The 12,916-nt window shown below is 59.5% G+C and carries 11 protein-coding genes and 1 pseudogene; 10 read left to right on the forward strand and 2 right to left on the reverse strand.

The genetic code is table 11. The features are described from left to right. The first annotated feature begins 52 nt into the window (after nt 1-52). Complete coding sequence (locus T18_RS21145; protein ID WP_003518115.1) at nt 53-1,354, forward strand: NtaA/DmoA family FMN-dependent monooxygenase; 1,302 nt, start codon at nt 53-55, stop codon at nt 1,352-1,354. A gap of 2 nt (nt 1,355-1,356) precedes the next feature. On the opposite strand, the gene T18_RS21150 is transcribed toward T18_RS21145, so the two are convergent. Beyond that, entirely contained in the window at nt 1,357-2,133 is a 777-nt protein-coding gene (locus T18_RS21150; protein ID WP_003518114.1) for an IclR family transcriptional regulator, read from the reverse strand. A 272-nt stretch (nt 2,134-2,405) separates the two neighbouring features. On the opposite strand from T18_RS21150, the gene T18_RS21155 reads away from it, so the two are divergent. Next, nucleotides 2,406-4,508 carry a TonB-dependent receptor gene (locus tag T18_RS21155; RefSeq protein WP_013762289.1) on the forward strand — a complete coding sequence of 701 codons (2,103 nt, stop codon included), beginning with the start codon at nt 2,406-2,408 and terminating at the stop codon, nt 4,506-4,508. An 88-nt stretch (nt 4,509-4,596) separates the two neighbouring features. Here the strand turns inward: T18_RS21155 and T18_RS21160 are convergent, their stop codons facing one another. Then, nucleotides 4,597-5,784 (reverse strand): acyl-CoA dehydrogenase, encoded by a 1,188-nt coding sequence (locus tag T18_RS21160; protein ID WP_003518112.1) that lies wholly within the window; start codon nt 5,782-5,784, stop codon nt 4,597-4,599. Between the two features lie 96 nt (nt 5,785-5,880). Between T18_RS21160 and T18_RS21165 the strand changes: the two genes are divergently transcribed. The 8 genes and pseudogenes from T18_RS21165 to T18_RS27805 form a co-directional block, all read left to right on the forward strand. After that, a complete protein-coding gene (locus tag T18_RS21165; RefSeq protein WP_003518111.1) occupies nt 5,881-6,807 on the forward strand; it encodes a LysR family transcriptional regulator in 927 nt (308 codons plus the stop codon). A gap of 128 nt (nt 6,808-6,935) precedes the next feature. Continuing rightward, nucleotides 6,936-8,003: a LacI family DNA-binding transcriptional regulator gene (locus tag T18_RS21170; RefSeq protein WP_003518110.1), complete on the forward strand. Its 1,068-nt coding sequence runs from the start codon at nt 6,936-6,938 to the stop codon at nt 8,001-8,003. Next, nucleotides 8,000-9,022: an ABC transporter substrate-binding protein gene (locus T18_RS21175; RefSeq protein ID WP_003518109.1), complete on the forward strand. Its 1,023-nt coding sequence runs from the start codon at nt 8,000-8,002 to the stop codon at nt 9,020-9,022. Before T18_RS21170 ends, T18_RS21175 begins: the two co-directional genes overlap by 4 nt. A 169-nt stretch (nt 9,023-9,191) precedes the next feature. Further along, entirely contained in the window at nt 9,192-10,019 is an 828-nt protein-coding gene (locus T18_RS21180) for an ABC transporter permease (protein ID WP_003504739.1), read from the forward strand. Beyond that, nucleotides 10,016-10,795: an ABC transporter permease gene (locus T18_RS21185; RefSeq protein ID WP_003504740.1), complete on the forward strand. Its 780-nt coding sequence runs from the start codon at nt 10,016-10,018 to the stop codon at nt 10,793-10,795. Before T18_RS21180 ends, T18_RS21185 begins: the two co-directional genes overlap by 4 nt. Continuing rightward, on the forward strand, nt 10,788-11,813 hold the full coding sequence (locus T18_RS21190; protein WP_003518108.1) for an ABC transporter ATP-binding protein: 1,026 nt from the start codon (nt 10,788-10,790) through the stop codon (nt 11,811-11,813). Before T18_RS21185 ends, T18_RS21190 begins: the two co-directional genes overlap by 8 nt. 2 nt (nt 11,814-11,815) lie before the next feature. Continuing rightward, a complete protein-coding gene (locus T18_RS21195) occupies nt 11,816-12,736 on the forward strand; it encodes a nucleoside hydrolase (protein WP_003518107.1) in 921 nt (306 codons plus the stop codon). After that, a pseudogene (locus tag T18_RS27805) lies at nt 12,733-12,916 on the forward strand (adenine deaminase); the annotation flags it as partial. The gene T18_RS21195 and the pseudogene T18_RS27805, both read left to right, overlap by 4 nt.

Consider the following 12,916-nt stretch of genomic DNA (forward strand, 5'->3'; position numbering starts at 1 on the left):
TTGCCGATTCACATCGCGGATTTCGTGATGATTTTTTCATTCGAGGTGTTTCATGTCAGTCGCGCTCAAGCTTCACGTCGGCATGTCGCTGGCGCCAACCTGGCTCAGCGGCGAGGCATGGCGGCGTCAAGACAGCGGTATAGACGGGGTTTTCTCCAGCGATTATTTCGTCGATCTTGCAAAGCGTGCCGAGGCTGCGCATGTGGATTTTGTCTTCCGGCCCGACACGCTGTTTCTGCGCACTGAGGGGCTGGAGGCCGGCGGCGGATTTGCGAGCATGGACCCGAACATGCTTCTGGCCGCCATCGCACGGGAGACCAGCCATGTCGGCCTGTTATCCACGGTTTCAACGACATTCCTGCCGCCTTATGTGGTTGCCCGCCAACTGCAATCGCTGAACTGGCTGAGCAATGGCCGGGCGGGATGGAACATCGTCACGGCGCTGGACGGCCACGAAAATTTCGGCCTGAAAGAAATGCCGTCGCCGCAGGAGCGTTATGAACGCGCCGCCGAGTTCACGCAGGTAGTACAGCAGCTCTGGGCGAGCTTTCCCAACGAGGCGCTGAAGCTGGACAAAGAGAGCGGGCGTTTTGCAGATTCGTCGCTGGTCCAGCCAATCGCGCATGAAGGAGAGCACTTCAGCGTCAAAGGCCCGCTCAACCTGCCGGCCCATTCCAGCCGTATTCCACTGGTGCAGGCTGGGGCTTCCCCCGAAGGCCGCGATTTCGCAGCCTCCGTTGCGGATGCGGTCTTTGCCTCGACGCCGGATATGCAGGCGGCAATCGAACTTCGGGCGGATTTGCGGCAAAGAGCGGAGCGGCATGGGCGCTCACCGGATGTGGTGAAGCTGATGCCGGGTCTCAGTCTTTATCTGGCGGACACCAAGAACGAGGCGCTGGAGCTGTTTGCGAAGACCCACGCAAGGGCCAACCATGGCCGCATATTTGCATCCATTCAAAATCTGACGGGTCTTGACCTTTCCGACTGGTCGCTCACGCGGATCGTCACCCCTTCTGACTTGCCGCCGCCGCCCGAGACACCGAGAAGCCGCACCCATGCCAATTTGCTCCGCCGGCTGATCGAACGGGAAACGCTGAGCGTTGCCGAATTGTTGCGGCGACCGGAAGTGATGGGGTCGGGCCATTGGCAGATCATCGGCACGGTTGAGGATGCTTTTGAAAGCATCCGCGAATGGGTGGCGGCCGGCGCGATAGACGGCTTTGTCGCGGTGCCTGGCGGTTCGGTCGCGTCGATGCGGCTGGTGCTGGAGCGGCTGCTTCCGAGGCTCGGTGATGCCGGGCTCTTCCGCACCGCCTATTCCGGCAGCACCTTCGCCGACCACCTGGCCGGATAGGTTTACGAGCCGCCGGATTCTGCCGTCGCCTTTCCGGCCGCTTCAAGAAGCTGCTGAAAGTGCCGCTCGGTCTCGGCGGTCGCGAGGAAAGAAACGGTGGTGACGACGCAACAGATTTCGCCCTGCGCGTCGAAAACCGGGGCGGCCTTGCCGGTCAGGGCGGAGAACAGGTGTTCGTTGAGTTCCGCGCCGCCTGTCTCACGAATGGCGTGCATGACTTTAGCGTCTGGGCGGGACCCGCGAAAGGCGGGCGGCTGCAGCTTGCGCACCGGCGCTGTCCTATCCGGTGGCAAATAAGCCTGAAAAACCAGCCCGCAGGCGCTGTTATCCAGCGGTAGAACATCCCCCAGCGCCACGGTGCTGATGGAGAAGCTGGCACTCCTGTGCCATTGCACCACGGTCGGGCCGCGATCTGTCCAGATCGCCACGCCGCAACTGGCGCCGATCTGCGAGGCCAGTGCTTTCATCTGTCGACCGGCGGTTTCGACCGGATTGATTCGTCTGAGCGCGCTGACGCCTATCGAGAGCGCGGTTGGACCGAGGTCGTAGCTGCCGGTTGCAGGGTCCTGTGCCACCAGTCCTTCCCGCACGAGGCTTTGCAGGTAACGATGAGCTGTGGAACGGCCTGTCCCGGCGCGTTTAGCGAGTTCGCCCAGTGCAAGCGCCCCGTCCGATTTTGCCAGAAGGTCGAGAAAACGGGCAGCAATAGAGACCGACTGAATGAGGGCAGAGCGCTTCTCTCCGTCGTTTTCAGGCAGATTGTCCGGCTCGTCATCCATGGCGTCCAAGTCCGCTCCCCGATTTATGTCGTGAACATGCCTAGCGCATCCGACCGGAAATCGGAATCGATTTCTGAGCTATTTCAACGCCTTCCCCTTGAGGCGGGGAACTACACGACAACGGCCAGTCGATAAACTTTGTTGTAAATATGGCACATCCCGTTACGGAATCCTATCCGTCCACAATACGGAACGCATTCTCTATTGCGAAACGGATAACGCTTCCGTTACTTGAATATGACTTTGATACTCATGTTTATTAGGGGTGTGTTATGGGGTTTCGTTCTAGCGGCCGTTTGATGGGCGGGGTCAGCGTTTTGACGCTGGCCGCCCTGTTTGTGACGCCGGTTTTCGCCCAAGAGCAACAGGCCGAGGCCTCGGGAACGACCGTTCTCAAGCCGATTGTGGTGACCGGCGAAAAAGTCGCGCGCGACATGAAGAACACGGCGTCTTCCGTCTCGGTCAAATCCAGCGATGAACTGAAAAAGGAAAAGACCGGCGATCCAACCGTCTCAGACGCGATCAAGGACATTCCAAACGTTGTTTATACCGACAATGTCAGCGCCCCGATCATTCGCGGTCTCGACACGCAGGGCCCGAACACCGGAGCAACGGCGTTCTTCGCCGGCACCGTGCCGCGCGCCACCATCAATGTCGATGGTCACTATCTCGGTTATAACGAGTTCATCTATGGCGCGACGTCCATCTGGGATGTCGAAAGCATCGAGGTCTTCCGTGGGCCGCAGACCACATCGCAGGGCGCTAACGCCATTGCCGGCGCCATTCTCGTCAATACCAAGGACCCGACGTTTACGCCGGAAGCAAGCTATCAGGCCGAAATCGGGAATTATCACCAGAAGCGGGCGTCCTTTGCGGTCTCAGGCCCGTTGATCGAAGACGAGCTGGCGGCGCGTCTGGCAATCGATTATTCGGGTCGCGATACCTTTATCGATTACATCAATTCCGGTTTTGCCCACGCAGGCACCAACCAGGATTTCAAGGAATTCAACGCGCGTTTCAAGCTTCTGTGGGAACCGCCGGAAATTCCGGGCCTGACGACCAAGCTGACCTATTCCTATAACGCCGCCAACCGGCCGAGCCAGGAAGCGGCGTCGCGTCCTTTCGAGGATCTCAACCACGTCACCACCACCATGCCGAGCTGGAGCCAGAATACCCACACCGGCATTCTCGACATCAACTATGACTTTGAAAACGGCGTAAAACTCTTCAACCAGACGCAATTTTCCGCCTCAGACGCGCGCCGCAGGGTGGGTGTGGTCAATAATGGCGACGCCAATATCGATCAGAAGAATGTGTCCCACGAGACCCGTGTGACCTTCGGTGACCAGGAAGACGTTCTGAGTGGCGTCGCTGGCATCTATTACGCCCATACGCAGGCCGATGAAATTCTTTATCTTCTGAACCCGGCAAACAGAAGAACCCTTTCGACATTTGACGATACCAAGGACAATCTCGGCATTTTCAGCGAGTTGAGCTACCGTCTGACCGACCAGTGGACGCTTACCGGCGGCCTGCGTTACCAGACCGATCGTATTCAGCGCGCGGGCCGCTCCGTCTATTCCAACGTCGCGGTTGATTTTGACGAGACCTTTTCCGAATTGCTTCCCAAGGCCTCGCTTGCCTATGCGATCAACGATGACTGGACCGTTGGCGGCATGATCAGCCGTGGTTACAATCCCGGCGGCATATCGCTGAACATCTCGTCGGGCCAATGGTTGCCCTTCGAGAAGGAAACCATCTGGAACTACGAACTCTACACCCGCGCGAAGTTGCTGGATGACAGGCTGACGCTCAACAGCAACCTGTTCTACATGGATTACAAGAACGCCCAGTACAATATTCCGGTCGTTATCTCGTCAGGCATTACTCAATCCTACACCATCAATGCGCAGAAAGCGCATGCCTATGGTCTGGAAGTCGGCGCCGACTATCAGGTTCTCGACAATGTGACGTTGAAGGCAAGTGCCGGCGTGCTGAAGACCGAAATCGACCAGATTTCCAGCAATGCCAGCTATGCAGGCAATGAATTCGCGAAATCGCCTGGTTACATGTTCAGCATTGGGGCAAGCTGGGATGTGACCGACAAGTTCACCGTCTCGGGTCAGGTGCGTCATATCGACGGTTATTATTCCGACACGGCCAACACGGCTGCCTATGCGATCGACCCCTACACCATCGCCGATGTGCGTGCGAGCTACAAGTTCCAGGAGGAGATGGAGGTCTACGCTTACGTGAAGAACGTCTTCGACGAGCGTGCGCCGACCTATATGCAGCAGAACCGCGGCATTGGCGGCATCGAGGCCAGCATGACCGAACCGCGCATGTTCGGCATAGGTGTCAGAGGCACGTTCTAAGCGATTGCCTGAACCGGAAAAGTAAAAAGGCCTTCGAATTGATTTTCGAAGGCCTTTTTTTCATGAAGGAAATGATGCGGAGAAGGTCTTAGAAAAACGCCTGAATGCCCGTCTGCGCCCGGCCGAGGATAAGCGCGTGAACGTCGTGCGTGCCCTCGTAGGTGTTGACCGTTTCGAGGTTCTGGGCGTGGCGCATCACGTGGTACTCGATCTGGATGCCGTTGCCGCCGTGCATGTCGCGGGCCTGGCGGGCGATATCCAGCGCCTTGCCGCAATTGTTGCGCTTGATGATGGAGATCATTTCCGGCGCCATTTTGTGCTCGTCCATCAGGCGGCCGACGCGCAGCGATGCCTGGAGGCCGAGAGCGATCTCGGTCTGCATGTCGGCGAGCTTTTTCTGGTAAAGCTGCATGCCGGCCAGCGGCTTGCCGAACTGCTTGCGGTCGAGACCATATTGCAGGGCGCGGAACCAGCAATCTTCCGCAGCGCCCATCACGCCCCAGGAAATGCCGTAGCGGGCGCGGTTGAGGCAGCCGAACGGGCCTTTCAGGCCGGAAACATTCGGAAGCAGCGCATCTTCGCCCACTTCCACGCCATCCATGACGATCTCGCCTGTTATGGAGGCGCGCAGCGAAAGCTTGCCGCCGATCTTCGGTGCAGACAGACCCTTCATGCCTTTTTCCAGCACGAAGCCGCGAATCTGGTTGTCGTGGGCTTCGGATTTCGCCCAGACGACGAAGACATCGGCGATGGGCGCATTGGAAATCCACATTTTCGAACCACGCAGGCGATACCCGCCGGCGATCTTTTCGGCGCGGGTCTTCATTCCGCCCGGATCGGAGCCGGCATCCGGTTCGGTCAGGCCGAAACAGCCGATCAGCTCGCCGGAGACGAGGCCGGGCAGGTATTTCTTCTTCTGTTCGTCCGAGCCATAAGCGAAGATCGGATGGATGACGAGCGAGGACTGCACGCTCATCATCGAGCGATAACCGCTGTCGATACGCTCCACCTCGCGGGCCACGAGACCATAGGCCACGTAGCTGGCATTTGCGGCGCCATATTCTTCCGGCAGGGTGACGCCCAGAAGGCCGGTGCGGCCCATCAGGCGGAACAGTTCCGGTTCGGTGGTCTCAGAAAGATAGGCCTCGGACACACGCGGCATAAGTTCCGATTTGCCGAAGGCTGCGGCGGCGTCGCGGATCATCCGCTCGTCGTCGGTCAGTTGGTCTTCCAGCAGAAAAGGGTCCTGCCAATTGAATGCTGCGCGTTCGCTCACGTTATGCCTCCGGATTTGCTGGCCGGATTATTCGTGTTAGCCCCTGATGGCACAAGCCATGTTTACTCATTTTTGCATTACATATAGTAATGGCTCATGACGTCTCTCAGCCGCAAACTCCTGCCCTCCACCAGTGCGCTTGCCGCCTTTGATTCCGTTGCCCGGCTTGGCAGCTTTTCAGCCGCTGCCGATGAACTTGCCTTGACGCAAGGGGCGATCAGCCGTCAGGTTATGTCACTGGAAGAACAGCTTGGGGTGCGGCTGTTCGAGCGCGGCGCGCGTGGGGTGTCACTGACGACCGAGGGTGGTGCTTACGCGAAATCAATTGCCGCAGCCCTTGGCGAGATACGTGCCGCCTCGTTGCAGATCATGACCAAAACGCATGGCAATACGCTCAATCTAGCGATGCTGCCGACATTCGGCACCCGCTGGCTTCTGCCGCGCATTCCTGATTTCGTCTCCAGTCATCCGGAAATCACCATTAATTTCGCCACCCGCATCGGCCAGTTCGACTTCGAGCGTGAGCAACTGGATATGGCGATCCACATCGGGCAGGCGGATTGGCCGGGAGCGGAAAGCACCTTTCTGATGCATGAGATGGTTGCGCCGGTGTGCAGCCCCGAATTCCTGAAGGCGCATCCGGTCGAAAAAGGTGAGGATATTGCCGGCCTGCCTCTGCTGCACATGGCCTCGCGGCCGGGTGCCTGGAGCCACTGGTTTGAGAGCCTCGGCCATTCGCTTGCTTTGCCGCAGGGCATGCGGTTCGAGCAGTTTTCCAGCGTGGCACAGGCCTGTATCGCCGGACTTGGCGTGGCTTTGATGCCGCTTTTCCTGATCGATAACGAACTGAAATCGCGGCAACTGGTGAAAGCCTACGATCATCAGGCCAAAAGCCCGAGTTCCTATTATGCGGTCGCGCCGCTATCCCGAGCCAACCACGTTCCAGTCGTGCTGTTTCGCGACTGGCTGGTACGGCAGGTCGAGGCCTATCGTGCGGCTGGCAATCTGCCACTGGAAAAATAAGCGCACTTTTTTCGGGCACTTAGAGTTCGTGCCTCGATTTTTGCCCGGTTTTGTCTCTGGCCGGACTCGACACGACGGTTTTGGTCGATTATCTTGATTAAACGTTTAATCAGCCCTTTCGGACCATCATGGCGTCTTCACGGCCTGCCACCAATCTGAGCGCGATAGCAGCGGCACTCGGCGTGTCGGTTGCAACCGTGTCCAATGCGCTGTCAGGCAAGGGCCGTGTTTCGCCGGAACTGGTGGAGCGCATCCGCAAGACCGCAAGCGAACTTGGTTATGTGCCGAGTTCGGCGGGCAGGGCGCTGCGCACCGGCAGGTCAGGAGTTCTCGGGCTGGTGCTGCCGGATATCGCCAATCCACTCTTCCCACAGATCGCGCAGGCCATCGAAAAGGCAGCCGTCAATGCCGGTTACGGTGTTTTGATCGCCGACTCCCGCGGCGAGATCGCCATGCAGACGGACGCCATCAACCGGCTGATCGAGCGTGGAGTGGATGGCATGGTCGTCGTTCCCCGCCGCGGCACGCGTATCGCGGATGTCGATTGCCCGGTGGCGGTGATCGACAGCCCCTCGACGCCCGGAAATACGGTAGCCGCTGACCACTGGGACGGCGGCCGGCAGATCGGCGAATATCTGGCAGCCCTCGGACACGACAAGGTGGTGCTGATCGGCAAGAACCGCGACTCAAATGTGCAGAACGACCGCCTCGGCGGCATTCGCGATGGTCTGGGCAAGGCCTGCGTCACGGAAACGCTGTGGGTGGACGCCATTGAAAAGGCGGATGGTGCGGGTTGCCGTCTCGGCCTTACCGAAAAGGTGAGGGATGGTTTCACTGCTTTTGCTGCCGTATCCGACCTGCATGCGTTGCGCGCGCTCACTGAATTGCAGCGCGAGGGCATCGAGGTGCCGGAAGAGGCGAGTGTCACCGGCTTCGACGATCTGATTTTCTCCGCCGTGGTGACGCCGCCGCTGACGACGATGCGCATGGATATGCGCCGCATCGCCGATCTGGCCGTGGATGCGCTGTTGCGCGCGATCGATGGCGAGGCGGGCTTCGAAAACGGCATAGCTGCCGAGGTCACGGCAGAAATCTCGAAAGTACCGATGGCGCTGATCATGCGCGGCTCCACCGGCGAAAAAAAGCATGATGCGATTGAAGCCAAAAACACGACAGCAGGAGAACTCACACCATGAAAAAAATCATTCTTGCATCGGGCACCGCCCTGATGCTGACGATGGGTGCCGCGCAGGCGCAGGACAAGACGCTGACGATCTCGGTCTACGCCTTCGCGCAGGACGAATTCAAGGAACTGGTCTATACACCGTTCGAAAAGCAATGCGGCTGCAAGCTGGTCGTCGAGACCGGCAACAGCGTTGAGCGCCTCGCCAAGATGGAGGCCAACAAGGCCAATCCGGTGGTCGATCTCGCCATTGTTTCCATGGCGGATGCGCTTTCCGCCACCCGCAAGGACCTGATCCAGAAGATCGATGCCGCCAAGGTGCCGAATATCGGCAAGCTCTATGACATCGCCAAGGATCCGAATGGCGACGGCATGAGCGTCGGCGTCAATTTCTACGCCACGTCAATCGTTTACCGCACAGACAAGATGAAGATCGATAGCTGGGCCGATCTTTTGAAGGACGGTATCGTCGACCACGTCGCTTTCCCGAATGTCACCACCAATCAGGGCCCGCCGGCGCTTTACATGCTGGGCAAGGCCATCGGCAAGGATACGCCTGATCTCTCCGGCGCTATCGAAGCCGTGGGCGAAAAGAAGGACGATATCGTCACGTTCTACGTGAAATCGTCGCAGCTGGTGCAGCTCATGCAGCAGGAAGAAATCTGGGCCGCCCCCATCGGCCGCTTCTCCTGGGCGCCCTTTACCAAGCTCGATCTGCCGCTTGCCTGGGCAACCCCCAAGGAAGGCCAGACCGGCGGCATGAACGTGCTCGTGGTGCCAAAGGGCACGAAGAACGAAGATCTGGCGCTGCAGTTCATGGATTTCTGGCTCTCGACCGACGTTCAGAAGGCGCTGGCCGAAAAGCTCGTGGACAGCCCGACCAACAAGGAAGTCAAGGTGTCCGACGAGGTGGCGAACAATATCACCTATGGGGACGAAACCGCAAAAAGCCTGCAGCTCATTCCTTCCGCCGTAACGCTCGACAACCGTGACAAGTGGCTGTCGGAGTGGAACGCCAAGGTCGGCCAGTAAGTCCTTATCAAGGTTTGGAATGGGGCATTTAAAACGTCCGAAAGGGCGGCTCCATTCCCGGAAAAGCGGTTTGGTCGTCCCCTGACCGCTTTTCCACCTCTCAATTCCGCAAGCTGGCCCTGGCCGGTTGCAGTAACAATCGGCCGCGGGCCGTTCAGGGAATAAAGCGATGTTTCAGAACCGGGCCGAAGCGCTGGCGCTTGCCTTGCCCGCCGCTATTTTCGCGGCGGCGGTCTTTCTTGTGCCGGTCTTCATGCTCCTGTCGGAAGGCTTTCACACCACTGACGGCTGGACATTGTCCGCTTACGCCGATTTCTTCTCCGATCCGCTGAACAGGGCGGTTTTCCTGCGCACCCTGAAGCTTGGCGCGCTCGTCACCATCGTATCTGCGGTGGTGGGTTATGCGGCGGCTTTCGCCATCGTCAATCTGTCGCAGGGCGCGAAAGGACATGTCGTCAATCTGGTCGTCTTGCCGCTGATGATCTCGCCGGTTGCCCGCACCTATGCCTGGATCGTCATTCTCGGAAGAACCGGCATCGTCAACCAGGCGCTTCAGGCTGTAGGACTGAGCGATGCTCCGATCCGTATACTGTTTTCCGAAACGGCTGTTTTCATCGGCCTTCTGCAATTGTTCCTGCCATTGATGATCATTTCCCTCATCAGTGCGCTGGAGAATATGCCCAAGGATACGATCGCAGCCGCCCGCGTTCTCGGCGCAAACTGGCTGCAGGTGTTCTGGAAGGTCATCCTGCCGCTCACCAAGGAGGGGCTTGTTGTCGGCGGCACGCTGGTCTTCACCGGTTCGCTCACGGCCTATATCACGCCGGCCATTCTCGGCGGCTCCAAGGTGCTGATGCTGGAAACCCTGCTCTACCAGCAGGTGACGGTCTCCAACAATTTCGTCGCCGCAAGCGTCATCGCCTTCATCCTGATCGTCATGAGCTTTGCCGCCAATATCCTGCTGAAGCGCATCGCCACCGCAAGGAACAAGAAATGACCCGGCAGCTCTTCATTCCGCTCACGCTCCTGCTCGTTGTCGGCTTCCTGATCGGGCCGTTCCTCATCATCGTTGCGGCCTCGTTTTCGGCCGGCGACACGCTCGCCTTTCCGCCGCAGGGCTTTTCACTGAAATGGATCGCGAAGGTCTTCACCGTCGAAAGTTTCCGTGAAAGCTTCGCGATGTCGATGTTCCTCGCCATCGGCGGCACATTCACGGCGCTCGTCCTCGGTATTCCCGCTTCCTACGCCATGTCGCGCTACAAACTGCCCTTTGCGGAAACCGTGCGCACGATCGTTTCGGCGCCGATCATCGTGCCGGGTATCATCGTCGGTCTGGCGCTGCTGCGCTATTTCGTCGTGCCCTTCGGCATCGGCATCACGCTTGCCCTGTTTCTCGCGCACACGGCGCTCATCCTGCCCTATGCGGTACGGGTGGTTTCGGCCAGCCTCAACAATCTGCGTTCGGATATCGAGGAGGCGGCGGTGCTGCTCGGCTCGTCGCGGTTTGGCGCATTTTTCCGTGTGGTGCTGCCCAATATTCGCGGCGGCATCCTGTCGGCCTTCATCCTCGGTTTCGTGACGAGTTTCAATCAGGTGCCCGTGTCGCTGTTCCTGTCGGGTCCGGGCGTGCGCACGCTGCCAATCGACATGCTGGGCTACATGGAAATCGTCTTCGATCCGTCTGTCGCTGCACTCTCATCGCTGCTCGCCTTCCTTTCCATCGGCATCGTCTTCCTGGCCGAACGTTTTCTGGGGTTCTCCCGTTATGTCTGACGCAAATTACCTTTCGCTCCAAAAAGTCTCGCTCGCCTACGGCAACAGCATCGCCGTCAAGGATCTCGACCTCGATATCCGCAAGGGTGAACTTCTCGCGCTGCTCGGTCCTTCCGGCTGTGGCAAGACCACCACGATGCGCGCCATTGCCGGGCTGATGCCGGTGGCGGGCGGGCGCATCGATCTCGACGGCACCGATATCACCCGCGTCGCCGCCAACAAGCGCGCCGTCGGGCTGGTGTTTCAGTCCTATGCGCTGTTTCCGCACCTGACGGTTTACGAAAACGTCGCCTTCGGCCTGAAACTCAAGGGCATGAATGGCAAGGCGCTTGATGACAAGGTCGCCTCCGGTCTGAAGTCCGTGGGATTGTCGAACTTCGCATCGCGCAAGCCGGCCGAGCTTTCCGGCGGCCAGCAGCAGCGCGTGGCGCTGGCGCGCTCCATGGTCATGGAGCCGAAGGTCCTGCTGCTCGATGAGCCGCTCTCCAACCTTGATGCGCGCCTCAGGCTTGAAATGCGCACCGAATTGCAGCGCGTGCAGAAGGAAACCGGTGTGACGATGATCTTCGTCACCCATGACCAGATCGAGGCGCTCGCACTGGCCGACCGTATTGTCGTCATGAAGGGCGGCAAGATTGAGCAGATCGGTACACCGGAAGAGATCTATAATGCGCCGGTTTCCGCCTTCGTGGCGGATTTCGTTGGCTTTGAAAACATCTTCGCGCTGGAAGGCGGCGCGTTGAAAACCGAAAACGGCACAACACCGCTTACCGGACCAGTCCCTTCAGCATCTGGACTGGCCTGGCGGCCGCGCATGGTCACCCTTGGTTCAGGTCCTTTCCAGGGAACCGTGCGCGGCACATCCTTTGCCGGAAATACCCGTGAGTACCTGCTGGATACGCTGCTTGGTCCCATCAAGGCGGAGACCGATGCTGCGCTGACCGCCCATACGATTGGTGATACGCTCGCCTTCGACCTTCCGGTCGAAAAGGCGGCAAGCCTCAAGGTGTTTGGCTGATCATGGGTGTGTGGATCGATACCGATATGGGCTTTGACGATATCGCCGCCATCATGGTGGTGCAATCGGCAGGCCTTGCCATAGACGGCATTTCGCTGGTCTTCGGCAATGCGACGCTGGATGTTGTCTGCAGCAACGCCGCAGGCGCGGTCGCCGCCTTCGGCTGGTCCATGCCGCTCCATCAGGGCCGTGCCAAACCCGTCCTTGGCGCGCTCGAAACCGCACAATGCATTCTGGGTGACAGCGGCATTCCGACCGTTGGCCGCAGCCTGCCGGATGCGCCCGCTCTGCCGCAAAGCGACGCTTTCACTGCGCTGTGCGGCTGGCTTGAGGGGGCAGGCGAAAAGCGTATCCTCGCGCTCGGCCCGCTTACCAATATCGCCGCCCTTTGCCTTGCCCGGCCCGATCTTGCCGCGAAAATTTCCGATCTGACCTGGATGGGTGGCGGCGTGACGAGCGGCAACCACACCGCATCTGCCGAATTCAACGCCTTTGCCGATCCGGAAGCGCTGGCCATCGTGCTTTCCCATGACCTGCCGCTGCGCATGGTCGATCTGGACGCCTGCCGCAAGGTCACCGCCTCGCCAGCCGATGTGCTGCCGATCCGAAATGCTGGCGGCAAAAACGCCGGCCTGATTGCCGACCTGTTGGAAGGTTTCATCGGCATCGCCACGAGACGCGGCAGACCGGCCATGGCGCTTTACGATCCCGTTGCCGCTGTCGGCTTCACCTCCGAGCTGCTTGGCTGGCGCCATACGCGGATCGATGTCGAGCTTCACGCGGCGCTAACGCGCGGGCGAACGGTGGTTGAGCCGCGTGCCGACAAGGTTGCCGCCTTCAACGCGCATTTCGCCGACACCGTGAATGCCGAAGCGGCAAAGGCTGCGGTTCTCGAGGCGTTGCGCCGCGAGGCTGCCCGATGAGTGCACAATCCCCGATACGCGAGCCGGTCGATCTCAACGACGATGCGCTGCGCGCCCGCGCGGTTGCCGCTGCGCGCGGCGATGCGGCTTTCGATGTTCTCATTACTGGCGGAACGCTGGTGGATGTGGTGACGGGGGAGCTTCGCGCCGCTGATATCGGCATTGTCGGTCCGCTAATCG

This window comes from Rhizobium sp. TBD182 (genome assembly GCF_001950375.1).
In the GTDB taxonomy this organism is placed as follows: domain Bacteria; phylum Pseudomonadota; class Alphaproteobacteria; order Rhizobiales; family Rhizobiaceae; genus Agrobacterium; species Agrobacterium tumefaciens.

Coding starts and splice junctions, on each gene's coding strand:
- T18_RS21145 (WP_003518115.1), top strand. CDS start 53: ATGTCAGTCGCGCTCAAGCTTCACGTCGGCATGTCGCTGGCGCCAACC.
- T18_RS21150 (WP_003518114.1), bottom strand. CDS start 2,133: ATGGATGACGAGCCGGACAATCTGCCTGAAAACGACGGAGAGAAGCGC.
- T18_RS21155 (WP_013762289.1), top strand. CDS start 2,406: ATGGGGTTTCGTTCTAGCGGCCGTTTGATGGGCGGGGTCAGCGTTTTG.
- T18_RS21165 (WP_003518111.1), top strand. CDS start 5,881: ATGACGTCTCTCAGCCGCAAACTCCTGCCCTCCACCAGTGCGCTTGCC.
- T18_RS21170 (WP_003518110.1), top strand. CDS start 6,936: ATGGCGTCTTCACGGCCTGCCACCAATCTGAGCGCGATAGCAGCGGCA.
- T18_RS21175 (WP_003518109.1), top strand. CDS start 8,000: ATGAAAAAAATCATTCTTGCATCGGGCACCGCCCTGATGCTGACGATG.
- T18_RS21180 (WP_003504739.1), top strand. CDS start 9,192: ATGTTTCAGAACCGGGCCGAAGCGCTGGCGCTTGCCTTGCCCGCCGCT.
- T18_RS21185 (WP_003504740.1), top strand. CDS start 10,016: ATGACCCGGCAGCTCTTCATTCCGCTCACGCTCCTGCTCGTTGTCGGC.
- T18_RS21190 (WP_003518108.1), top strand. CDS start 10,788: ATGTCTGACGCAAATTACCTTTCGCTCCAAAAAGTCTCGCTCGCCTAC.
- T18_RS21195 (WP_003518107.1), top strand. CDS start 11,816: ATGGGTGTGTGGATCGATACCGATATGGGCTTTGACGATATCGCCGCC.